16 protein-coding genes are annotated in these 24,189 nt (G+C 68.0%); 4 read left to right on the plus strand and 12 right to left on the minus strand.

Features of this window, described 5'->3' with window-relative positions:
* Positions 1-63 precede the first annotated feature (63 nt).
* The gene (locus EYF70_RS16930) at positions 64-1,209 is read right to left on the minus strand and encodes a GGDEF domain-containing protein (RefSeq protein ID WP_165497702.1); all 1,146 of its coding nucleotides are present in this window, start codon (positions 1,207-1,209) and stop codon (positions 64-66) included.
* 697 nt (positions 1,210-1,906) lie between these two features.
* Between EYF70_RS16930 and phaP the strand changes: the two genes are divergently transcribed.
* A complete protein-coding gene (phaP, locus tag EYF70_RS16935) occupies positions 1,907-2,551 on the plus strand; it encodes a phasin family protein (RefSeq protein ID WP_229420423.1) in 645 nt (214 codons plus the stop codon).
* Between the two features lie 107 nt (positions 2,552-2,658).
* Here phaP and EYF70_RS16940 read toward each other — a convergent pair whose 3' ends face one another.
* Positions 2,659-3,510 (minus strand): LysR substrate-binding domain-containing protein, encoded by an 852-nt coding sequence (locus EYF70_RS16940; RefSeq protein ID WP_131146450.1) that lies wholly within the window; start codon positions 3,508-3,510, stop codon positions 2,659-2,661.
* 116 nt (positions 3,511-3,626) lie between these two features.
* Here EYF70_RS16940 and EYF70_RS16945 point away from each other — a divergent pair, with 116 nt between their 5' ends.
* Positions 3,627-4,487: an alpha/beta fold hydrolase gene (locus EYF70_RS16945; protein WP_131146451.1), complete on the plus strand. Its 861-nt coding sequence runs from the start codon at positions 3,627-3,629 to the stop codon at positions 4,485-4,487.
* Between the two features lie 209 nt (positions 4,488-4,696).
* The gene (locus tag EYF70_RS16950) at positions 4,697-6,757 is read left to right on the plus strand and encodes an EAL domain-containing protein (protein ID WP_131146452.1); all 2,061 of its coding nucleotides are present in this window, start codon (positions 4,697-4,699) and stop codon (positions 6,755-6,757) included.
* A gap of 50 nt (positions 6,758-6,807) precedes the next feature.
* Here the strand turns inward: EYF70_RS16950 and EYF70_RS16955 are convergent, their stop codons facing one another.
* Both EYF70_RS16955 and EYF70_RS16960 read right to left on the minus strand, forming a co-directional pair.
* Positions 6,808-7,623, minus strand: coding sequence for a hypothetical protein (locus EYF70_RS16955; protein ID WP_131146453.1), 816 nt, complete (start codon positions 7,621-7,623; stop codon positions 6,808-6,810).
* Positions 7,620-8,729 (minus strand): ABC transporter ATP-binding protein, encoded by a 1,110-nt coding sequence (locus EYF70_RS16960; protein WP_131146454.1) that lies wholly within the window; start codon positions 8,727-8,729, stop codon positions 7,620-7,622. Before EYF70_RS16960 ends, EYF70_RS16955 begins: the two co-directional genes overlap by 4 nt.
* Positions 8,730-8,902: 173 nt before the next feature.
* Between EYF70_RS16960 and EYF70_RS16965 the strand changes: the two genes are divergently transcribed.
* Positions 8,903-11,401 (plus strand): polysaccharide lyase 8 family protein, encoded by a 2,499-nt coding sequence (locus tag EYF70_RS16965; RefSeq protein ID WP_165497703.1) that lies wholly within the window; start codon positions 8,903-8,905, stop codon positions 11,399-11,401.
* Here the strand turns inward: EYF70_RS16965 and EYF70_RS16970 are convergent.
* The 8 genes from EYF70_RS16970 to EYF70_RS17005 form a co-directional block, all read right to left on the minus strand.
* Positions 11,398-13,146 carry a glycoside hydrolase family 35 protein gene (locus EYF70_RS16970; protein ID WP_131146456.1) on the minus strand — a complete coding sequence of 583 codons (1,749 nt, stop codon included), beginning with the start codon at positions 13,144-13,146 and terminating at the stop codon, positions 11,398-11,400. The two genes, EYF70_RS16965 and EYF70_RS16970, sit on opposite strands and share 4 nt — an antisense overlap.
* Before the next feature lie 112 nt (positions 13,147-13,258).
* Positions 13,259-15,661: a TonB-dependent receptor gene (locus EYF70_RS16975; RefSeq protein ID WP_131146457.1), complete on the minus strand. Its 2,403-nt coding sequence runs from the start codon at positions 15,659-15,661 to the stop codon at positions 13,259-13,261.
* 120 nt (positions 15,662-15,781) lie between these two features.
* Complete coding sequence (locus tag EYF70_RS16980; RefSeq protein ID WP_218943688.1) at positions 15,782-16,960, minus strand: glycoside hydrolase family 88 protein; 1,179 nt, start codon at positions 16,958-16,960, stop codon at positions 15,782-15,784.
* 133 nt (positions 16,961-17,093) lie between these two features.
* On the minus strand, positions 17,094-18,719 hold the full coding sequence (locus EYF70_RS16985; protein WP_165497704.1) for a type 2 periplasmic-binding domain-containing protein: 1,626 nt from the start codon (positions 18,717-18,719) through the stop codon (positions 17,094-17,096).
* Positions 18,720-18,742: 23 nt separating this feature from the next.
* The gene (locus tag EYF70_RS16990) at positions 18,743-19,684 is read right to left on the minus strand and encodes a carbohydrate ABC transporter permease (RefSeq protein WP_218943689.1); all 942 of its coding nucleotides are present in this window, start codon (positions 19,682-19,684) and stop codon (positions 18,743-18,745) included.
* An 8-nt stretch (positions 19,685-19,692) separates the two neighbouring features.
* The gene (locus tag EYF70_RS16995) at positions 19,693-20,631 is read right to left on the minus strand and encodes an ABC transporter permease (RefSeq protein WP_131146459.1); all 939 of its coding nucleotides are present in this window, start codon (positions 20,629-20,631) and stop codon (positions 19,693-19,695) included.
* Between the two features lie 3 nt (positions 20,632-20,634).
* Positions 20,635-21,822 (minus strand): LacI family DNA-binding transcriptional regulator, encoded by a 1,188-nt coding sequence (locus EYF70_RS17000; RefSeq protein WP_165497705.1) that lies wholly within the window; start codon positions 21,820-21,822, stop codon positions 20,635-20,637.
* 170 nt (positions 21,823-21,992) lie between these two features.
* Complete coding sequence (locus EYF70_RS17005) at positions 21,993-24,068, minus strand: phosphocholine-specific phospholipase C (protein ID WP_131146461.1); 2,076 nt, start codon at positions 24,066-24,068, stop codon at positions 21,993-21,995.
* Between the last annotated feature and the right edge of the window lie 121 nt (positions 24,069-24,189).

Consider the following 24,189-nt stretch of genomic DNA (forward strand, 5'->3'; position numbering starts at 1 on the left):
TTGTAACGTCCTGACAACGCCGTGATCCACGCCCTGTCCGGCCAAACGCCGTGGATGGCGGGGCTACCGGCTCACCGAGCGGTCCCGCCCCGCATGCTTGGCGTCGTACAGGGCCTTGTCGGCGCGTTCGATCACGTCGTCGATCGATTCGCCTTCCCGGTATGGCGTGACGCCCGCCGAGAACGTGAGCCGGATCTCCGGCACGTCCGCGCAGACCGGTGTGTCGCGCAGCGAACGGCGCATGCGCTCCATGCCGGAATCCAGGTCGGCCGGGGGCGAGCCGGCCAGGATGATGACGAATTCCTCGCCGCCCCAGCGGCCGACGATGTCGGTCGTGCGCAGGTGGGCGCGGGCCCGGTCGGCAAAGCCGGTCAGCACGTCGTCGCCGACGGCATGGCCGAAGCGGTCGTTGATGCTCTTGAAATGATCGAGGTCGGCCAGCGCCACCGCGAACGCCGGGCCGCCCCGGTCGAAGCGCGCGATGTGCTCGGCCAGCAGCTCGCGCATGTGGCGCCGGTTCGGCAAGCCGGTCAGTTCATCGAGGGTGGCCACGCGGCGGATTTTTTCCAGCGCGGTTTCCAGTTCCGCCTTCTGCTTCTGCAGGCGCTCGCGCATCGCCCGCAGCTGGGCGGACAGGGACGAGATCGCGGGCAGCACGGTGGCCAGGATCGCGTAATGGATCACCTCGACCTCGGGCGGATACGTGAGCGGATCGTGCAGCGCGCACCAGACCATCACGGCGCCCATCAGCACCAGCGTATAGCGCATCAGCAGCCACACGTAGCGGGTACGCATCTCGAACATGCCGAACACGATCACCATCGCCGCCAGCGCCAGCATGGAGGGATGGGCCGGCCCGGCGATCATATAGGCCGCCGCGACCAGTGTCTGCGCACAGATGGCCTGCGGCAGCGCCAGCGACGGCGCGCTGAAACGCAGGTTGAAGCCGCTGCGGATGGCGGCATAGAACGCCGTGACGACGGAGCCGCAAGCCAGCGCCAGCACGCCGGTCCAGCCGGGATCGAAGATGCCCCGCTCGCCGCCGTAGAACAGGATGACGATGCAGATCGCGTACACGCCCGCCGTCATCAGGGCCACGATCGCCCGGCGGCGCTGCTTGAAGTCGGCCGAGAGGACGAGATCGCCGATGCGCTGCGCCGCGCGTGCCATCACGGGCCGGGCCGCCTTGCCCACTTCAATGGCATCCACGATGGCCTTCCGGGCTGGTGGAAAGGGCATCGCCCCACGAACGACGGTCGGTGGAGGGCCATCCGCTACGGGACGGCGCCTTGCAGTACCGCGGTGAATGTGCTGCCTGCTCTGGAACCTGGCGATGTGCTGGGGTGGAGACTGGTGGCTTCAAGGTCTGGTGCGCTGGTCCATTGCCGCTCGTGCAAGTCAACATGGATGGCTGGCCACGGCCGGGTGGCCGCTCATCCCTCCTCCATGCCCGGGTCATCAACGGCCCGGCCATGGCAACGGTCAGGAAACTAGTTGATTTCTGGCACTATAACATGGGAACGGACATTATTTTCATCCGCCAGACACCTGTTGCACGGGCGCAGGCGCGCGCAAAACAGGCGCTTGACAAGCCACGCGGACCGGTAATGTTCCCTTGGGAAACGCGCGGCTGGCAGGGGAAATCATGCCAGATGAAAGCAACCCCGGGCGCCCGTTTGCAAGTGCCGCAGGGCTCGCGCCGAGGCTCGCGGCCACACCGGAACGATTCAGAATAATCCGACCCGGCACGTCAAACGCCTGTCACAAATGGTCCATAAGGTAGGCAGCACGCACCAGGCCACCCTGGCGCGCTGCACGCAACTCAGCAATGACGTTGCCCTTTCCGGCCACCCGCCAGATGCGCATCCTGCAACTGCCGTGTTCGCCAGTTGATGAACTTCACTTCATGAGGTATGCCATGTTCCCGTTCTCGCAAGCCGTTACGCCCGCAGTCCGTACGCACCTGAATGCCCAGGCAGCTTTCCTGAACGACGTGTCGAAATCGCTGACCCGTTCGTTCCAGGAACTGTGCCAGCTGAACATCCAGCTGGGCCAGACCATGCTGGAGGAAAGCACCATCGTCGGCCACCAGCTGTTGACCACCGATCGTCCTTCCGACCTGATCTCCGTGACCGCCGCACGCGCCCAGCCTGCTACGGAAAAGCTGCGCGCCTACCAGCAGCACATCTCGCGCGTGGCCGCCGACAGCCAGGTCGATTTCGCCCAGGTCGCCGAACAGCACGTGCAGGAAACCTCGCGCACGGCACGCGCGCTGGCTGACCAGGTGGCGCGCACCGCCGCCGAAGAAACCGACCGCTCGCTGCGCCACCAGGAAGAATCGCTGAAGAACTTCCGCGACCCGTTCGCCCAGGACGGCGCGCAGCGCGGCAACGGCAGCACCCACCACGGCAGCATGCAGGCGGAAGTCCGCGGCGAAGCCGGCTCCGCCCAGTTCAAGGTGGATGGCGAGGCATCGACCCAGGGCAACCTGCAAGGTGGCCAGGCTGCGCAGGGCAACCAGCACGGCACGAAACAGGGCAAGTCGGCCTGAGTTGAATCTGTAAGCCGCGGGTGACGCCAGTCGCCCGCGTGCCTCGGCCCGCGCCCGCGAAGCCTGCGTGCGCGGCCTTTGTTCCCCAGCTCTTTATCTACCATTTTTCAGCGCCGCAACTCCGCCATGATCCGCTCCGCCAGGAAATCGCACGGCGGGCGCCGCGACTTGGCACTGCGCGCCAAAATGACTTCCAGCGCATCGATCTCCGGCAAGCCTTGCGCCTGCCCCAGCAAGGTCAGGTGGCGCGGCACCGCGCACTGCGCCAGCGGCGCGACGGCAAGCCCGGCCTCGACCATGCTGAGCAGCCCCATCAGGCTGGGACTCTCGAACGACGTCCGGTACGTGATCCTGGCCCGCTCCAGGCTGCGGATGGCGTTTTCCCGCGCCACGCTGCCGGGCAGGAACACGGCGATCGGCAACGGCCGCTCGCGCCAGATCCCGGCCGCGCCGGGCGACGCCGCCCACACCATGGGTTCGAAGCGGATGAATTCGCCCGACAGGCCTTTGACCCGCGTGGCGCACACCAGGTCGACCGAGCCCTCCTTCACCATCGGCGCCAGCGCCACGCTGGGCAGGCCGACCACCTGGATTTCCACCCTCGGGTAGGTGGCGGAAAACTTCTTGAGGATCGCCGGCAGCAGCGACGACGCATAGTCGTCCGGCACGCCGATGACGACGCGGCCGGTCACGTCGGGCCGCACCACGGCGGCCCATGCCTCTTCGCGCAGGGCAAGCATGCGCCGCGCATAGGTCAGCAAAACTTCGCCGTCCTGGGTCGGCGTCACGCTGCGCGGTTTGCGCACGAACAGCGGCTTGCCCAGCGCCGCCTCGAGCGTCTTGATCTGCATGCTGACCGCCGATTGCGAGCGGTGCACGACTTCGGCCGCGCGGCTGATGTTGCCGGTGTCGGCCACGGCGACGATCATCGCGAGGACATCCAGGTCGAGTGCTTTCATGGGGGTCCCGTATTATTTCGAATGCATCGCTATCAGCAAATCTGATAGCAACGATCAATATTATGCGATTTTCCTGGACGAGTGGGTCATGCATAGTAGCGGAAAGGAGCCCACCCATGAACGCACGAACCGACCTGTCCAGCCTTGCCCTCCCGGAGGTGTACTTCGCCACGCTGCCATCCGGCACCCGGGTGCCCTACGTGGCCAGCGGCTATGGCGAACCGCTGCTGTTCATCCACGGCTCGCTGTGCGACTACCGCTACTGGGGCAGCCAGGCCAGCGCACTGTCGAAACAGTTCTTCTGCATGTCGGTCAGCCTGAGCCACTACTGGCCGGACGACCAGGACCGCATGCCGGGCGAGTTCGGCTGGCGCACCCATGTCGAGGAACTGGCCGACTTCATCGCCATGATGCAGGTGGGGCCGGTGCACCTGGTGGGTCATTCGCGTGGCGGCTGCGTGGCCTTCCACCTGGCGCGCGAATATCCGCACCTGGTGAAGACGCTGACGCTGGCCGATCCGGGCGGGCCGTTGCAGGTGGCCGGCACGGCCGAAGCGCAATTGCCGGCGGCGACCGTGGCCCTGCGCGCCCGGGCCGCCGCGCTGATCGAGGAAGGCGCCGTCGACGCCGGCCTCGAACTGTTCGTCGATTCGGTCAGCATGCCGGGGGCCTGGCGCAAGAGCCCCGCGGGCTTCCGCCGCATGGCGATCGACAACGCTGCCACCCTGCCCAAGCAGTTCCGCGATCCGCTGCCGGCCTACACGCAGGCGGACGCCGCCGGCCTGCGCTGCCAGCTGCTCCTCGTCGAAGGCGAACGCAGCCCCCGCATGTATCGCGACAACGCCGCGCAGTTGCTGGCGTGGCATGCGGACGCGGAAAAGCGCACCATCGCCGGCGCGTCGCACGGCATGAACGTCTCGCATCCGGCGGCGTTCAACCGGGTCATCGAAGGCTTTGTCCGCGCGTCGGCGGCATGATGCGCTGAACCCGCGGGCAGGCTGGGGCGGCAAGTGCCTGCTACCGGCCGTCCGCACCGTCCCGGGTGTCGTAAAGATGGTCATCCGGTGCGCCGCAAACATGGCAGAATGATAGCCTTTCCAACCATGTAGCCGACCGGTTCGCCAACCGCTGCTCCGCCCCCGCACGCGGACCCGACCGGCCGACGGCAACCGGGCGGCGCACGCCGATGCTGAAGATGATCGACAAGACTGGGAACGAGAATGTTGGGAACGGCAATGCCGGGAACGACAATGCCGGGAACGGCAATGCGCACCTTGCCGGGGGCGGCGAAGGGATCGGGGAAGGAATCGGCAAAGGAATCGGCGAGTTCCCTGGGCTGGCCTACCTGCCGCCGCCCTGCCCTGCCGACGAGGCCGAACGGCTGATCGCCCTGGGCGCCACGCAGCTGCTCGACTCCGAGCCCGAGGAATTGTTCGACCGGCTGACCCGTGTCGCCTGCGCCTCGCTGTCGGTGCCCGTCAGCCTGATCTCGCTGGTCGACGACGAGCGCCAGTGGTTCAAGTCGAGCTGCGGCCTCGATGCCCGCGAAACGCCGCGCGACGTATCGTTCTGCGGCCACGCGATCCTCGCCGACCAGCCCTTCATCGTGGAAGACGCCACCCGCGATGGCCGGTTCGCCGGCAATCCCCTCGTCACGGGCGCCCCTGGCATCCGCTTCTATGCGGGCATCCCCATTCATTCGGCCGGCAGGCGGATCGGTACCCTGTGCGTGATCGACACGGTGCCGCGCAGTCCCACGCCGCAGGAAATCGTGCTGCTGCAGGCATTGGCCCGCACCATCGAAGACTTGCTGTACTTCCGGCAGACGGCGCTGGAATCGCTGGCACTGGTGGACGCCTGGACCACGACGCAACAAGGCCCGGACCCGCACGTGCGGGTCCATTCGCTGAAGAACCAGGTGCTGCGCGACCCGCTGACCGGCCTGCCCAACCGTTTCGCGATCGACCGGAAGATCGAGGAAATGCTGGCGCTCGCGCCGCGGCGCAGCGGCACGGCGCTGCTGGCACTCATCGACATCGACAACCTCGCCGGCATCAACGAGCGGCTGGGCCACCGGATCGGCGACCGCCTGATCGCCGTGGTGGCGGAGCGGCTCAAGGAGCTCGCCGGCGCACGCGATACCTGTGCCCGGATCGGCGGCGGCATGTTCGCGCTGCTGGTACAGGGCGACACGACACTGGCCGCGGCAACCGGCCGCCTCGGCGCTGTGCACGAAGCCCTGAACAAGCTGGTCCTCAGCGACGACCTGGTCATCCACTGCAGCCTGACCACCGGGTACGCGCCGCTGCGCGACAGCTGGGCCGATGCCGGGGCGTGGCTGAATACCGCACATGAAGCGGTACGCCAGGCCAAGGCCCTGGGCCACGGACTGATGAGCGCTTTCAACCAGGCCCTGTACCGGCTCAATCATCGCTCCCTCGAACACGACTTGCGGGGCGCGGTGGCGGGTGGCCAGCTGTTCCTGCTCTACCAGGAAAAACGCAACGTCGAGAGCGACCGGATGGCCGGCGTGGAGGCCCTGATCCGCTGGCAGCACCCGACACTGGGCCTGATTTCGCCGGCCGATTTCATTCCCGTCGCCGAGGAAAGCGCCCTGATCGTGGACATCGGGCGATGGACGCTGGACGAAGCATGCCGGCAGCTGCGCGCCTGGGCCGATGCGGGCGGCATGCCGTTGCCCGTCGCCGTGAACCTGTCGCCGCGCCAGTTCCTGCATGGCGACATCGCCGGCTCGGTGCGCGAAGCCCTGGCCGCCCATCGCCTGCCCGGGCACCTGCTGGAACTGGAACTGACGGAATCGGTGGCGGTGCACGACGTCGACCGCGCGATCAGCATCATGTACCAGCTGAAGGAACTCGGCGTCACGCTCAGCCTCGACGATTTCGGCACCGGGTTTTCCAGCCTGTCCTATCTGATGCGACTGCCTGTCGACAAGCTGAAGATCGACCGCTCCTTCATCGGCGGCCTGCAGGATAGCGCACGCTCGCGCGCCATCGTCAAGGGCGTCATCGATATCAGCCGTGGCCTGGGCATCCACGTGATCGCCGAGGGCGTGGAAACCGGCGCCCAGGCATCCCGGCTCAGGGAACTCGGCTGCGTTGAAATGCAGGGCTATTTCTTCGGGCGTCCGGTACCGCCCGCACAGGTGGAGCAGTACCGTGCGGCCGGCGCGAGCGAACAGTCGGCGGGCGCGGCCCCGGCAGGCGCCGGCGCCAGGGCGCGATAGATAGCATCGAAAAGCAATGGGCACGGCGGGGATCGCCGTCAGGAATCACATCACAGCACGAGGATCCCCTGCAGCGACGAGATGCGCGCCGGGTCCGACCACGTGTCCAGCAGTGTTCCATCGGCGCCGAAGGACAGCAGCTGGCGGCCCTTGTGGCCGTTGTCCGGGCCATGCCCCTGCCAGTTGGCGACGATGACGCGGCCGTCGTCCAGCACCTGGAACGTGGCATAGAAATGCGGCGCCACGTCGTCCGGCACCTGCCCCGCCCGGCCGAACGTATGCACCAGCGCGCCACCCGCGTCGAAGCGCGCCATGAACGCGCCATAGCCGGCCGACACCAGCGTGCCGCCGCAGGGCAGCCGCTCGGCTTTCCACGCATGCTCGAAGCCCGGTGCCGCCAGCTTGCGCAGCGGGCGCAATTGCGAATCCGTCTCCAGGATATGGTCGTTGGTGCACAGCAGGTAGCCCTCCCCGGCGGGCCGCATCAGGCGGACGTAGTCGCCGTCGCGGCGGACCGAGGCGACCTGACAGAGGTCCGCATCGAGGGTCAGCACGTGGATGCCGTCGACGCCGCCGTCCAGGTTCATGCCGGTCACCAGCGTGCGGCCGTCGGGCAGGCGGCGCGCGGCGGTCACGCCGGTCCACCGGTCGCAGGCGCGCAGCACGGCCCCGGTGGCGATGTCGAGCTCGATGAAGCCGCGCTCGAAGCCCACCAGCGCGCGGTCGCGGCCGATGCGCTGCAGGTCGCGCGCCAGCGGAAAGTCGGCCAGGTCGCGCTGCCAGCCGGCGCGCGCATCGCCCGTATCGACCAGGTGCAGCCGCTGGCGGCCTTCGTCGATCGCCAGCAGGGTCAGCGCGGGCATCATGCGGCCTCCCGCTGGCCGAGGCCGATGTTCGCTTCCGTGGCCGCGTCGAACACGTGCGTGCGGGCTGTGTCCAGGTACAGCGTCAGCGCCTGCTCGGGCTCCAGTCTCGCATGGCCGCCGAGCCGTGCCACCACTGTGCCGCCGCCCACGCGCAAGGTGACGATGGTCTCGGCGCCCAGCGGTTCCACCACGTCCACCACGGCGGCCAGCGGTTCGCCGGCAGCCCGGTCGAGCGACAGGATTTCCGGGCGCAGGCCCAGTTTCACGGCGCGCCCCCCGTTCATTGCCAGGCCGGCCGCCACGCGGTCCGCCATCGCCGCCGGCAGGCGCAACGCATAGCCGTCGCCGACCACGCAGCCATCGCGCAATTCCCCGTCCAGGAAACTCATCGCCGGCGAGCCGATGAAGCCGCCGACGAACACGTTGACGGGCCGCTCGTACAGCTCCATCGGGCTGGCCACCTGCTGGATCTCGCCGCCCTTCATGACGACGATGCGGTCGCCCATCGTCATCGCCTCCACCTGGTCGTGCGTGACATAGACCGTGGTCACGCCCAGCTGGCGGTGCAGCTTCAGGATCGACGCGCGCATCTCCACGCGCAGCTTGGCGTCGAGGTTGGACAAGGGCTCGTCCATCAGGAACGCCTGCGGCTTGCGCACGATGGCACGGCCCAGCGCCACCCGCTGCCGCTGGCCGCCGGACAGTTCCTTCGGCCGGCGTTCCAGCAGGTGATCGAGCTGCAGCATGCGCGCCGCCTCGTCCACCCGCTGCGCGACCGCCGCCTTCGGCACGCCGTCCAGCTTCAGCGCGAAACCCATGTTCTGCCGCACCGTCATGTGCGGATACAGCGCGTAGCTCTGGAACACCATGGCGATATCGCGCTCCTTCGGTTGCAGGTCGTTGACGACCGTGCCGCCGATGCGCAGCGTGCCGTCGGAGATGTCTTCCAGGCCGGCGATCATGCGCAGCGTGGTCGACTTGCCGCAGCCGGACGGGCCGACGAAGACGACGAATTCGCCATCGCCGATATCGAGGCTGAAATCGCGCACGGCATGGAAACCGTTGTCGTAGAACTTGCGCACCTGTTGTAACGAGATCGCCGCCATGCTGGTTTATCCCTGAAATGTTAACGTTAACTATGATGTCATGTATATTAGTCCTTGTTTTCCGGTGGCGCAACGGGCCAGTACAAATCAGCGCGCACAAAATTGATAACGTTATCTATCCACCGCTGGCGCCCGCTTGCTGCCCGCCGCCAGCGCATCGACAATGGAGACCTATGCCGATCCGCCCAGCCCTTCGCCCCCGCCACCGCGCGCTGCCCGTCCTGTGCGCCGCCATGCTGGCACTCGCACCTGTGGCCACCCGGGCCGCCCCGGCCGTGGATGCCAGTGAGTTCGACCAGCTGCGGACCAGGTGGCATGCCCGCCTGACCGGCGGCGAAGCCCTCGACACCCGCGATCCGGACATCGCCCGGGCCGTCGCGACCCTGGCCGCCAACGCGCGGCGCCATTGGGATGCGATGGACAAGCGCCCGGCGCGCGGCGCGCTGTGGCCGGACCTGGCAGCGCCGGCGAATTCGGCCAACATCACCAACAGCTACGTACGCCTGCAGGCGATGGCGCTGGCCTGGTCCACCGCCGGCTCGCCATTGCGGGGCGATGCGGCGCTGGCGGCCGACATCGTGGCGGGCCTCGACTGGCTGCACGCGCACCGCTACAACGCCACCGTCACCTGGTACGGCAACTGGTGGGACTGGCATATCGGCACGCCTCTGGCGCTGGCGAACACGATGACGCTGATGCACGAACGGCTGGGCGCGGGCCGGCGCGCGGCGTGGCTGGCGGCCATCGACCGCTTCGTGCCCGACCCGGCGGTGCGGCTGAAACCGGACGGCACCGTGCTGGCCGCCGAGACGGGCGCCAACCTGCTCGACAAGTCGCTTGCCGTGATCCTGCGCGGCGTGCTGGGCCAGTCGGCGGCGAAGATCGCGCAGGGCCGCGCCGCCATCGGCCCCGCGCTGCTGTACGTCACGGAAGGCGACGGCTTCTACCGCGACGGTTCGTTCATCCAGCACGACTACGTGCCCTACACTGGCGCGTACGGCCCCGCCGTGATCGACGACATGTCCCGCCTGCTGTCCCTGCTGGAAGGTTCGCGGTGGGCCCTGGCCGATCCGAACGTTGCCAACGTATTCGACTGGGCTACTACCGCCTATGCTCCATTTATCTACGACGGCGCGATGATGGACGCGGTGCGGGGCCGCGCCATCGCGCGCCATAATTCGACCGACCACACGGCAGGGCGCAGCACCATCGCGGCGCTGGTGCGGCTGGCGCGGGCCGGCACCACGGCGTATCCCCGGCAAGGCGCCGCCATCGCGGCCGCCACCAAGGGCTGGATCGCGCGCGACACGACCTTCGGCGGCAGCCATGCCGCGCCGCTTGCCGCCGCAAAAACGGCAACCGATGCGTTCGTGCCGGCACCGCTGCCGGTCGACGACATCGTCGCGATCAAGGCGCTGATGGCCGATCCCCGCGTGGCCGCCGCGGCCGAGCCGGAAGGCGTGCGCGTCTTCGCATCGATGGACCGCGTGGTCCAGCGCGGCCCCGGCTTCGCCGCCAGCCTGGCGCTGTTCTCGGACCGGATCTCGGCGTTCGAGTACGGCAACGGCGAAAACCTGGCCGGCTGGTGGACCGGCATGGGCATGCTCGCGCTGTACGACGCCGACCAGGCGCGCTACCTGGGCGGCTACTGGCCCACCATCGACAAGCGGCGGCTGCCCGGCACGACCACCGACCGTTCCGGCAGCGGCGTGCCGGTGGACTGGAAAAAGTATCCCAACACGGGCGGCTGGACCGGCGGCGCCACGCTGGCTGGCAAGTACGCCGTGGCCGGCATGGCGTTCGCGACGGGGGGCGTAACCGGCAGCACGCTCACGGGGCGCAAATCGTGGTTCCTGTTCGGCGACCGGATCGTGGCCGTCGGCAGCGGGCTCGCCAGCACGGACGGCGTGCCGGTCGAGACGATCGTCGAGAACCGCAAACTTGCCGCGCACGGCGGCAATGTGCTGACCGTGGACGGCGTCGTGCAGCGCCCGGTGTCCGGCAGCGCCGCGCCCCTGCCCGCCGTCCGCTGGGCACACCTGGCTGGCAACGTGCCGGGGTCCGACGTGGCGTGGTACTTCCCCGACAAGCCCGCGCTGGAGAGCCTGCGCGAGACACGCAGCGCCACCTGGCGCACGATGTCTGCCAGCGGTGGCACGAACGTGGTGACGAACCATTTCCATAGCCTGGCCCTGCCGCACGGCAGCAATCCGCGCGATGCCGGCTATGCGTACGTGATCCTGCCGGGCCGCAGCGCCGCCCAGGCGGCCGCGTATGCGGCCGCACCCACTGTCACGGTGCTGGAGCGCTCCGCCTCGGTCACCGCGGTACGCGACGCGGCGCTCGGCCTGGTCGGCGCGACCTTCTGGGCCGACGGCGCCGCGGTCGTGAAGATGGATCACGTGCCCTACCTGGCCAGCGACCGCAAGGCGGCGGTTCTCGTGCAGGAGGCTGGCGGCATGCTACATGTGGCCGTGGCCGATCCCACCCAGGCCGGCACGGCACCGGTCACGATCGACATCGCGCGCGCGGCCGGCGAGATCGTGGCGACCTCGCCCGGCATCGCGATCCTGCAAACGCGGCCGACGATCCGCCTGGCGGTCGACGTGGCCGGCGCGGCGGGCCGCTCGTTCAGCGCCAGCTTCCGGCTGGCGCCTTCCGAAGTTCGCTAGGGAACCGGCCAGCCCAGCACGGCGTCGCCACCGCGCACGCCGTGCAGCTCGAACACGATCAGCTCGTTCTCGCCCTGCCGCAACAATGGCGCCGGTACGTACAGCGCCTGCTGCGGTCCCCGCTCCCAGTAGCGGCCCAGATTGAAGCCGTTCACCCAGGCCACGCCCTTGCTCCAGCCGGGCAGCGACAGGAAGCTGTCGCCCGGCGCCGCCACGTCGAACACGGCGCGGTGGAATGCCGGGCCGGCCGTCGCGGCGGCGGCGAATTCCAGCCGCGACAGGTCGGCCAGCGGCAGCTGGAACATGGTCCAGTGATACAGCTTGTTGATGCCCAGCCGCACCCAGCCCAGCAGGCCCTTGCGGTCCTGCAGGTCCGGTCCGTAGTTCACCCGCCCCATGTTCTCGACCAGCAGGTCCAGCGTGACCGGGCCGGCGGGCAGGTCGATCTCGAGCTTGCCGTCGCCATCGCGCGCCAGCACGCCCGCCTCGACGCCGTTGACGAACACCTGGGCGCGGTCGTGCACGCGTTCCACGGACAAGGTGACCTTGCCCGGCGGATGCGCGACCGTGGTGCGGTACAGCAGGAAGCCATAGTCCTGCCCCAGGCTTTCCATGGCGCGCGGCACGATGTCGCGGTGCGCCGTCGCCAGCACGGGCAGCGCATCGGCCAGCGCGGCCGATCCGGCAAAGCGTGCCGCGGTTGGCGCCAGGATCGGCGCGGGTGGCGGCAGCGACAGCGGCGGCAGGTCGACATATTTCGCGATCACCTCGCGGAAGGCGTAAAACTTGGCGGTCGGCTCGCCCGCCTCGCTCAGCGGCGCGTCGTAGTCATAGCTGTTGACCGTGGGCTGGTAGGCGCGCGTGTCGAGATCGGTGTTGGCGCCGTTCATGAAGCCGAAATTGGTCCCGCCATGGAACATGTAGACATTGACGGATGCGCCGCTGGCGAGAATCTCGTCGAGCGCCTGTGCCGCATCGGCCGCGTCGCGCGTATGGTGCGGCTCGCCCCAGTGATCGAACCAGCCGTTCCAGAATTCCATGCACATCAGCGGCCCGTCCGGCTGGTATTCGCGCAGCTTGGCGAACTCGCCGTCGGCGCGCGAACCAAAATTCGCCGTCTTGTACACAGCGGGCAGCGTGCCGTGGGTCAGCATGTGGTCGGTGGCACCGTCCGACGTGAACAGCAGCGTTTCAACGCCCAGTTCCACCATCAGCGCGCGCACCCATTCCACATACCGGCTGTCGCTGCCGTAGCTGCCGTATTCATTTTCGACCTGCATGGCGAGGATCGGTCCGCCGTGCGGGACCTGCAGCGTCAGCAGTTGCGGCAGCAGCGCCGCATAGAAGCGCCGCACCGCGTCCAGGTAGGGCGGATAGCAGCAGCGCACTTCCATGGCCGGATCGGCCAGCAGCCAGGCCGGCAGGCCGCCGAACTCCCATTCTGCGCAGATGTAGGGGCCCGGCCGCACGATCACGTACAGGCCCAGTTCCTGCGCCAGCCGCACGAACGCGGCGAGGTCGAGCCCACCGTCGAAGCGGAACTCGCCGGGCCGCGGCTCGTGCAGGTTCCAGGCCACATAGGTTTCCACGGTGTTCAGGCCCATGGCGCGCAGTTTCAGCAGCCGGTCGCGCCACTGGCCGGGCACCACGCGGAAATAATGCAGTGCGCCGGACAGCACGCGCAGCGGTGCGCCGTCGAGCAGGAAACGGTCGCCGGAAATCGTGAAGGAAGGTGAGTTGTGCATGATGTTGGATAACGATGCGAACGAAAAAAAAGGGAGCGCAGCCCGGTGGCCGCGTCCCTTCGAAAGAGCCAGGCGCACCAGGGGGAGCCGGTGCGCCTCGCCCACGGACCAATCAGAAATTCAGGTCGAGCCGGGCGCCGACGTAGCGGGTGTAATCGCGCGGCGGCAGCCACGAGGTGGTGCTGACCACGGCCACCGGGTTCGGCGCCTTCGCGCTCCACGTACCGGTGGCCACCGAGTTGCCCAGGCCGATCGCATACGTCTTGTCGAACAGGTTGTTGACGAAGAACGACAGCTTGTAGCGGTCGCGCTTGTCCTTCATGCCGAAGCCAAGGTTGGCCACGCCGTAGCCGCCCTGCACCGTCACCGGGTCCTGGTTCAGCGCGAACTGGGTGCGGCTTTGCCAGCGCCAGGCGCCCGTGACGAACAGGTCGAAGCCGGCGGCCTGCAGCGGCACGTCGTACTGGCCGCCCAGGTTGACCTTGATCTTCGGCGCGTTCGGCAGCGTGGCCCCCTTCAGGTTCTGCACATTGGCGTTCGCGTATTGCGGGTTCGGCGCGCAATTGCCGCCCACGATGGCCGCCGTGCCGGCCGCGTTGAGCACCCAGTGGCACGGGCCGTTCTCGAATTCCGTGATGGTGGCCTGGGTCCAGGCGAAGCTGGCGTTCAGCAGCAGCGCGCGGCTGGCGCGCAGCGTGCCATCCACTTCCAGGCCGCGCGTGCGCAAGCCGCCGATGCTGTGCAGCGTGGTGCGGAAGACGTTGTCGTCGTCGACGAAACCGGCCGCCTGCTGGAAGCCGCGGAAGTTCGTGTTGAACAGGGCGATGTCGAGCGTGGCGCGGTTGTCCAGCAGCGCGGTCTTCAGGCCCAGTTCGAAGTTCTTCGCCTTTTCCGGATCGACCGGCTGCTTGCGCGCCACGGCGGCGTTGAAGCCGCTGGTGAGATCGTAGGCGACACCCTTGTAGCCGGTGGAGAATGTCGCGTAGGCCATCGTGTCGCGACTCACATGGTGTTCCAGGCCCACCTTGCCGGTGACGGCGTTGTCCGAGTGGTCGTCCGTGTAGAACTCGGTCGGCACGCGCGCGGCGGGCGGCGGCGTGTAGCGGGTGAAGCCGTAGCCCGAATCCTCCCGGTTCAGGCGCAGCCCCGCGATCAGGCTGGTTTTCTCCGCGAAGGCATAGCTGGCCTGGCCGAACAGTGCGTAGTTGGTGTTCCAGGCCTGCGCCTCGTAGGCGGTGACGTAGCTGCTCACCGGCGCCCGCACCAGCAGGCGGTTGAGCATGTTGCGGCCGTACCAGAATCCGGTGACGTAGCGGAACTTGCCGGTATCGGGCGACGTGAGGCGCACTTCCTGCGTGATCGACTTCACGTCGAAGGTGCCGAAGCTGTACAGGCCACCGGAGAGGCCCGTTGGCCGGCCATTGACGGGCAGGTAGCGCAGGATGTCGCTGCTGGTGCCGTCGCCGTCCTGGAAGTCGTCCATGTGGTAGTTGCCGAACGAGGTGATGGAGGTGAGGTTATGGCCGGCCAGCACCGAATCGTCGCCGAACTGCCAGTTCAGGCGAAGGCCGGCACCGGCATCGCGGAACTTGCCGCCGGCCGGGTAGTCGTTGCTGACGGCCGTGTTGCCGGGGCCGATCGGAATGCCGGCATTCAGTTCGGTGGCCGGCAACTGGGGCACGTTCTGGTAGTAGCCACCCGGCGTGATCGACGTGTACGGATTCACGCAGCAGTTGCGGTTGGTGCGGTTGTAATGCGGCGAGAACACGGCCTGGAACTGGTCGGATGGATTCCATTCGAACTTGCCCATGATGGTTTCGCCGCGGCTGCCGTTGAGCTTCGAGCCATCGTACAGGTTGTCGACGACGCCGCCGAAACCGGTCTTGCTGACGGTGACGCGGCCGCGCAGCGTGTCGGTCAGCGGGCCGGACACGCTGGCACTGGCGCGCCACTCCTTGTCGTCCGTCAGCAGGAAGCTGGTGCTGGCCTTGCGCGTGCCGGCGATCGGCTTGGTGGTGATGTTCAGCGCGCCGGCGATGGAAGACTTGCCGAACAGCGTGCTTTGCGGGCCCTTCAGCACTTCCACGCGGAAGATGTCCGTCATGTCCTTGAAGGCGCCGGCCTGCAGGCCCATCGGGATGTCGTCGACGATCACGGCGACGTCGGACTCGGTGCCGATGCCCAGCGAGAAAGTGCCGATGCCGCGCATGTTGATGCTGTTGTTGCCGGGTTGCGAGCCATAGGAAATCGTCAGCGCCGGCGACAGCGACGGCAGATCGTCGATGTCGCGCACGTTGGCGCGCTGCAGCGTGGCGTCGTTGATCACCGAGATGGCCGCCGGGACGTCTTGCAGGTTCTGTGCCCGCTTGTTGGCGGTGACGACCACCTGTTCGAGCTTGCCGCTGTCGGCCTGCTGGGCCTGGGCCGGCACGGCGCCCAGCATCGCCAGGGCGATGGCCGCGGTCAGGGGCCGCAGCGGCGGCAGGCTGATGGAAGTGCTGAAGTGCGCAATCATGTTTCTCTCCTGATGAGAACTGCTGTTTTATTGACTACCCGGTTTTGAGCCGATCCTTGGATGCCGATTTTTTCTAGCCGATCTTGCGTGCCGTCGTTGTCTGTCTCCTCCGCCTCCCAGCTACCAGTAGCTGGTCCAGCCGCGCGTGACCCGCGCCAGCGCTTCCAGGTAGAAGAAGTCGCCCCACAGGCTGGCCTCGTCGATGCCCTGCCCGTGCGGCTTGCTGTACACGCCATGCAGCAGCAGCGCGTCGCTGTCCGGCTGGCGGGCGGCGCAGCGCCGCGCCAGGCTGCCGAGCAGGTGCAGCGCCGCGGCGCGGTAGCGTGCGTGGAGTGCGCCCTCCGGCAGCAGCGCGCACACTTCCAGCAGCCCGCATGCTGCGATGGCGGAGGCCGAGCTGTCCCACGGCTCGCCGCTGCCGTCGCCGTAGGCCAGGTCCCAGTAGGCGATGCCGTGTTCCGGCAGCCGGGCCAGGAAGTAGTCGGCCTGGGCACAGGCGATATCGAGCAGGCCCAGCTCCGGCGCGTGGCGGTGGTTCAGCGCGAAGCCGTAGATGCCCCAGGCCTGGCCACGCGCCCAGCACGAATCGTCCGACGCGCCCTGCGCCGTGCTGCCGCCCAGCGCGTCGCCGGTCACCGGATCGAAGTGGTAGGTGTGGAAGCTGGAGTGATCCGGGCGCACCAGGTACTTGCGCGACTGGCGCAGGTGCGACAGCGCGGCCTCGCGATAGCGCCCGTCGCCGCTCTGCGCACTGGCCCAGTGCAGCAGGGGCAGGTTCATCAGGCAGTCGATGATGATCCGGCCCCGCTGCGCCGGGTCGTCCAGGTCGCCCCAGGCCTGGATGATGCCGGCGCCCGGCAGGTAGCGCCGCATCAGCCGGTCGGCCGCCTGGAGCGCCATCCGGTGCGGCGCCGTCTCGCCGGTGATGCGCCACGCGGCCACCGCCGAAGGCATGTACAGGAAGCCCAGGTCATGATGGTCGACCTGGATATCCTGCTCCAGGCGCCAGGCGAAACTGGGCAGCTGGCTGGCCGCGGCCTGGCGGAACGCCGTGGCCCCCGTCAGTTCATAGGCCATCCACAGCATGCCGGTCCAGAAGCCGCTGGTCCAGCCGGCATTCACGCCCGCCGGATGGTCTTCGTAGCGGCGCAGCGTGTAGTGGTTGGCGGTGGTGGTGTCGTCGGGGAAGCGTTCCGTGAAGCGCCGCAGGTTGGCCGCCAGCTGGCCCAGGGCCAGGTCCAGCGCGCCTTCCAGCACGTCGTCGCCGGCCGGCGGGGAAGAATGCATGGGTAAAGTCATGTCGTTGGTCATTGGGTTTCAGCGGCACGCACGTCGCTGTTAACGTTCACATTTCTGGCCGCGCGTTGGTATGCGGTGGCTCCGGCCCACAAGTGGTGAGTAAGTCGTGGCATGTCGTTCTCGTCCGTTCTGGTCAGCGTTGGGCCGGAGCGGGTCCGGCGGGAGATTTCGACTGGTAGCGGTCGTAGGCTTTCTGCATGTAGGCGGTGGCGCGCCGTACGCCGGCCTGGTCGAGCTTCTTCAGGTACAGGTCGAAGTTTTCCATCGGCTCGCGGCCGGTGATGAAGCGCGTCGTCATCTCGGCGATATACAGCTTCAGGTCGCTCATGATGGCGTTGAACTTGCGCGAGTCGGCAGGATCGACTTCCAGCGCGGGCAGCAGCAGGTCCGGCGATGCGCTGGCCCAGATGGACACGGCTTCGCGCTGTTCCGGCATCGTGTAGAACTGCTGCAGGTAGTTCGCCTCCTGCACCAGCGGCGCGCTCTGCACGCGGGCATGCACGTAGATCGCCTCGGCCACCGACAGCTTCGGATGCCGCATCACCTGCGCCGTATAACGCGGCAGGCCGTCCACCATCGTGTAGCTGAGCCCTTCGCGGCCGTAGGACAGCACGCGGCCGCCCTCTTTCGAATAGCCGTAGTCCAGGTAGCGGATGGTTTCCACCACGTGCCGGTTCTGGCTGCTGACCGCCGCGCCCAGGCCGGAGTAAACCTGCCCCGCCTCGGGCCACGTCAGGAAATGCCGTCCACCGCTGCCCGGGCCGCTGGGATACGGCACCGCCACCAGGCGAAAGCCGGGGAAGCGCTGGCGGTTCATGCTGGTGAAGCGGGCCAGCCCGCCGCCATTGAAGCCCGCGTAGGCACCCACCAGGTTGTTGGTCATGCGCGCATCGAACTGGCGTTCCGTCTGCGATACGTAATCGGGGTCGATCAACCCTTCGGCATACCAGCGGCGCATGGTGGCCAGGAAGTCGCGGTACGCCGGTTCGGCGGGGCTGTAGCGCACCTGGCCATCCTTGCGGAAGAACTCCGGGGCCAGCCCGAAGCCGCCGAGGAAGACCCACATCGGCGCCGGCAGGCCGGGCACGGCGCGGTCGCCGTTGATCGTCATCACGGAAAACGGGATCTCGTCGGCCTTGCCGTTGCCGTTCGGATCGCGCGTGCGGAACGCCTTCAGCACGCGGTACCAGTCGTCGATGCTGCGGGGCGCTTCCAGGCCCAGCTTGTGCAGCCAGTCCGCGCGGATCTGCGGTCCCCACACGTTGCGCACTTCCGGGTCAAGGCGCAGCATGGGAAACGCGTAGATGCGGCCATCGGCCGTCGACACTTGGCGGAACACTTCCGGATTGGCATCGAGCAGCGCCTGGAAGTTCGGCGCATGGCGGCGGATCAGGTCATTGAGGGGAATGATGACGCCGTCGCGCAGCGCCTTCTCGGAGCCGCCCGGATAGCCGAACCAGTCGGCTTCGATGACGTCCGGGTACTTGCCCGACACGGCCAGCAGGTTGAAGCGCTCCTTCTCCGCGCCGAGCGGCGGGTGGTCGAAGCGCACGCGGATCCCTGTGCGCTCGGCCAGCACCTGGTAGGCGGTCTGCTCGGCGTAGCTGTTCATCGACACGGCGGCCTTGGCGTTGAAGTTGACGAACCATGTCAGCGTGAGCGGCTTGTCGACGATCGGCAGCGCAGGCGCCGCGGGCGCCGCGAGGGCTGGCAGCGGCAGCGCCAGCGCGGTCACGAAAAGTTTAGATAACGTTAACATTCGCGGAACCGAAAAAATCATCCTCATTCCTTGATCCCTCCCACCAGCACGCCCTTGGCGAAAAAGCGCTGCAGGAACGGGTACACGGCCAGCACCGGCAGCGTGGCCACGATCACGGTGGCGTACTTGATCGTGGTGCTGAGCGCTTCGCGCCCCGCCGCCTCGCCGGTCATCATCGAATCGGTGCTGCTCGACACGAGGATCTCGCGCAGCACCAGCTGCAGCGGGAACAGTTCACGGTCGGACAGGTAGATCATCGAATAGAAGTAGCCGTTCCAGTGCGCCACCGCGTAGAACATCGCCACCACCGCCAGCGTGGGCATGCACAGCGGTACGTAGACCTGCGCCAGGATGGTGAAGTCGCCGGCGCCGTCGATGCGGGCGGCCTCCTCGTAATCCTTGGGCACCGCGTTGAAGGCCGAGCGCAGGATGATCAGGTTCCACGCACTGACGGCGAACGGCAGGATCACGGCCCAGCGGCTGTCCAGCAAGCCCAGGTCGCGCACCAGCAGGTAGTTCGGCACCAGCCCGCCCGTGAAGAACATCGTGAAGATGATCATCAGCATGACCGGCTTTTCCAGCATCAGCCGGCGCCGCGACAGCGCATATGCGCCGCAGCAGGTCAGCACGAGGTTCAGCGCCGTGCCGCCCACCACGATGACGAGGGTGTTGACGAAGCCGCTGCGCACCATGGGGTTTTGCCAGACCCGCTCGAAGGCCTCGAACGACAGGCCCTGCGGCAGCAGCATCAGGCCCCTGTGCGTGGCCAGCGCCAGCGGATCGCTGAGCGAGGCGATCAGCACGTAGTAGAACGGGTAGAACGTAATGAAGCACAGCAGCGACAGCACGGTGATGTTCAGCGTGTCGAAGATGGCGCCGCCCCAGCCCTGGCGGGGCCGGAACGCGCGCAGGCTGGTGCCCGGGCGCGGCAGCGCGGGGGTCTCGGACATGGCATGGGTTTGCATGGTTTCTCCTACCAGATGCTGTTGCCGGTCAGCTTGCGGCTGAGGCGGTTGGCGGCGACGAGCAGCAGCAGCGCCACCGCGGAGTTGCACAGGCCGACGGCGGCCGCGTAGCTGTAGTTCGCATCCAGGATGCCGTGGCGGTAGACGTAGGTGGAAATCACGTCCGCCGTTTCATAGGTGCCCGGGTTGTACAGCAGGATCACCTTCTCGAAGCCGACCGTCATCAGTTGCCCCAGCCGCAGCACCAGCAGCGTGCTGACGATGGGCAGCAGGCCGGGCAGCGTGACGTGCACCATGCGCTGCCAGCGGTTGGCGCCGTCGATCCGCGCCGCCTCGTACAGCGATGGATTGATGGCCGACAGCGTGGCCAGGTAGATGATCGAGCCCCACCCCACGCTTTGCCAGATCTCCGAGCCGACGAACAGCGTGCGGAACCACGACGGGTCGTTGACCAGCGGGTCCGGCGTGCCGCCCAGCGCCACCGCGACCTGGGTCAGGATGCCGTCGCGGGCGGCGAAGTCGAGCAGCATGCCCGCCACCACCACCACGGAGATGAAGTGCGGCAGGTAGGTGATGGTCTGCACGAAGCGCCGGAAGCGCTCGCTGGTCAGCTCGTTCAGCAGCAGGGCCAGGATGATCGGCGCGGGGAAGCCGAACAGCACGTCGTAGATGTTGAGCAGCAGCGTGTTGACGATCAGGCGCTCGACGAACAGGCCGTTGAAGAACTGACGGAACCAGTCGAGGCCCACCCACTCGCTGCCGGCGATGCCGGCGGCCGGGTTGAAGTCCTTGAACGCGATCAGCGTGCCGTACATCGGCACGTAGTGGAACACGACAAAGTAGGCGACCACCGGCAGCAGCATCAGGTAGGCGACGCGGTTGCGCGCCAGGTCGCGGCCGAGGCGCGACAGGTAGCCGGCCGGCGTGCGGGTGGAGGGCGTGGTCATCGCTCAGGCCTTCTTCGGCGTGCGCTTGCCGGCCGCGCCGGCAGCGACGGGCGGCTTTGCCGTCGTTGCCGTCGTTACCGTTGCTGCGACGGTGCGGGAGGCGGTCTTCGACGCGGCGGCACGGCGTGAGACCGGAGTGACACCAGCGCGTCCGGGGGCAGCACCGGAGCCGGCGCGTCCAGGGGCCTTGGCGGTGGAATCGCGCAGCACCAGTTCGGAAGGAAACTCCACGCGCTGCCGTTCGCCACCGGCCCCGGTGATCCGCACCAGCAGTTCGCGCACCGCCGCCTCGCTGATGGCGGCCAGCGGCTGGCGCACCGTCGTCAGCGCCGGATGCACATGGGCGGCCGCGGGGATGTCGTCGAAGCCGACCACGGAAACGTCCTGCGGCATCTGCAGGCCGCAGGCGCGCACGGCATCGATCGCGCCGAACGCCATTTCATCGTTGGCCGCGAAGATCGCGGTGGGCGCATCCTCGGCCGTCAGCAGCGCGCTGGCCGCTTCGTACCCGGAACGCCGGCCGAAGTCCCCTGCCGCGATCAGCTTCGGATCGACTTCGATGCCGGCGCCCCGCAAGGCTGACTCATAGCCATGCTGGCGTTCCTGGCTCTGGCCGGTGAACGCGGAACCGGCGATGAAGCCGATGCGGCGATGGCCCAGCTGCAGCAGGTGGCGCGTAGCCGCGGCCGCCGCGTCGCTGTTGCCGCCACGGACCACCGGCAGATCCGTCGGGCGCCAATAGTTTACCAGCACCACCGGCAGGCCGCGCTGCTCCAGCTGGCGCAGGTGCGTGTCGCTGATGCGTGGCAGGATCAGCAGCAGCCCGTCGCACAGTCCCTGCAGCATGCTGCCCAGGCCGCGGCTGGGCGCGTTGTCGCTGTCGCCGATCGAGTTGTAGATCACCAGGTCCATCTCGAGCTTGCGCACCGCGCTGCTGACGGCGCCGATGATCTCGTTGATCACCGCCGACTGCAGGTCGTTGACGAGGATGCCGATCACGTTGGTGCGGCTGCCCTTCATCATCTTGGCCGACAGGTTGGGCGAGTAGCCCAGCTCGGCGGCGATCCTGCGCACCTTCTCGCGCGTTTTCGCGGCGACCGAGCCTTCGTCGTTCAGGGCGCGGGAGACGGTCATCACGGAGACGCCGGCCTGCTCGGCGATGGTGATCAGTGTTACGGGAGGTGTTTTCATGCGCTCTTGCATCTTCATTCAGGTTGATAACGTTAACGTTACCATTTCTTGTCGTGCTTAGAAAGTTCTTTTTGCACAGCTTCGGTAAAACTACCGGCGCGGCGTCCGGCCTGCCCTTCCAGGCCGCATTCCAGGGCCCGCCAGTCCGGACGACGGGGCCGCTGGACACCTCACTGGCCAGCGGCCATGGCCGGATCGCTGGTGCCATCGAACCCTGTCTCGACGCGGCCGGCAAAGCGCCATGCCGCGCCGTTGCTCTCCACCTGCGCGTCGTACCACGGACCGGGCAGCCGGATGCGTTCGACGCCGCCCGGCGCCACCGTGACCGTGCGCGGTGCCGCATCGGCATAGGCCAGCATGGTCAGCGTGGCCTGGCGTGCCACGGTGCCGGTATTGCGCAGTTCCAGCGCGAGACGATCGCCCTCCCGCACCGCATGCACGGCGAGTTCCTGCGGGCCACTGCCGCGCAGCGCGCGATGGAAGCCGTTCGGGCCGAGGATCCACAGGTCGTAAGCCTCGGGCGGAATGGCGCCCGCCTCCCCGGGCGGAGTCCACAGCTCGGCCAGCTCCTTGCCCGCTTCGACCGTGTAGCGGCGCGGCGGACGGCCCAGCCGCAGCCGGTCGTAGACGTGGAACACGGCGCCCGCGGTGCCACTGTTGACGAAGGTGAGCGGCACGCCGCTGGCGCCCGGTGCGGCCGGCGCTTCCAGCCGCGCATCCTGCACTTCAAACCGCACTTCCAGCCGATACGGCAGCGCGCGCGAGGGCCGCGTGCCTGGTTCCTGCCGGGGCGCCGCCTGCGCGCCTTCCACCGGCACGTCGATGGCGGGCGTGGCGCGCTGGCGCGCCCGTTCCGCATCGGCCTGCGCCGTGCCGAATACCGGCAGGCGCGGCGTGGCGGCATCCGGCGAAGCGAAGTCGAAGCAGCTCGTCAGGTCGCCGCACACGGCGCGGCGCCAGGCACTGATGTTCGGTTCGGCCACGCCGAAACGGCGCTCCAGGAAGCGCAGCACGGACGTGTGGTCGAACACCTCGGAATTGACCCAGCCGCCCTTGCTCCATGGCGACATCACCACCATCGGCACGCGCGGCCCCAGCCCGTACAGCAGGCCGTCGCCGTGGCACTCGTCGCCGAAGGGGACGGTCGACTTGCCCGAGCGCGTGCCGTCGCGCAGCAGCGCCGGCGGTGCCGGCGGCGGCACATGGTCGAAGAAGGCATCGTTTTCGTCGTACATCTGCAGGAACACGGTACCGCTCCACACCTCGGGATCGGCCAGCAGCGCTTCCAGCACCTGCAGCGTGTAGGCGCCGCCCTGCACCGGCGTCGACGGCCCCGGGTGCTCGGAATAGAGGCGCGGCGAGATCACCCAGCTCACCTGCGGCAGGCGGCCGTTGACGACATCGTCGCGCAAGCCGTCCAGCGTGGCATTGCCCAGCGTGCTGCTGATGCCCTTGTCCGCCAGCGCGTTCGGTCGCGCAGCATTGTGACGGGATGCGTGGGCTTCGCGGAAGGTACGGAACGTCGTCAGCATGTTGCAGTCGTAGTTGTCCGCCATGTCCGTGTAGACCTTCCAGCTGACGCCCGCCGCCTCCAGCCGCTCCGGGTAGGTGGCCCAGGTAAAACCCTGTTCCGGCGGGCCGAAGCCTTCCATGCGGTTGTCGATCGCCGGGCCGCCATGCCGGCCGGACGGATCGTTGGTGCCGGTCATCAGGAACAGCCGGTTGGGATTCGTGCCACCCTGCAGCGAGCAGTGATAGGCATCGCACAGCGTGAACGCCTCGGCCAGGGCGAACTGGATCGGCAGTTCGGCGCGGGTGTAGTACGCCATCGACGCATCGGTCTTGGAACGCGGCCAGGCGTTCAGCCGGCCGTCGTCCCATGCCGCCTGCGCGTCCGGCCAGGTATGCGGCAGGTCGAGCGCCGGCTGGGCATTGCCGGCGCGGGCATCGAGCCGGTACGGCATCACGATGCGGCGGCCATTGTGCTGCTGCCAGACGGTGCGGCCGTCACGCAGCGGAATCGCCATGCGGTCGCCGAAGCCGCGTACCCCGGCCAGCGTGCCGAAATAATGGTCGAACGAACGGTTTTCCTGCATCAGGATGACGACGTGGCGCACATCGGCCAGCGTGCCGGTGGCGCGGCGCGCCGGCACCGCCAGCGCCTCGCGCAGCAGCGGCGACATGGCGCCGAGCACGCCGGCAGCGGCCGTGCCGCCCAGGAAGCGGCGGCGGGAAAGTCGGGTCATGCATCCTCCGTGATGGGTGGGTGGGCGTGGCGCTGCCTTGCGCGGCACTGGCGAGACGATGAGCGTTAACGTTAACATAGTCCGGCCGGACGATGCAACGAAATCATGTCGCCAGCGCGCG

The sequence above is a fragment of the Pseudoduganella albidiflava genome, from assembly GCF_004322755.1.
In the GTDB taxonomy this organism is placed as follows: domain Bacteria; phylum Pseudomonadota; class Gammaproteobacteria; order Burkholderiales; family Burkholderiaceae_D; genus Rugamonas; species Rugamonas albidiflava.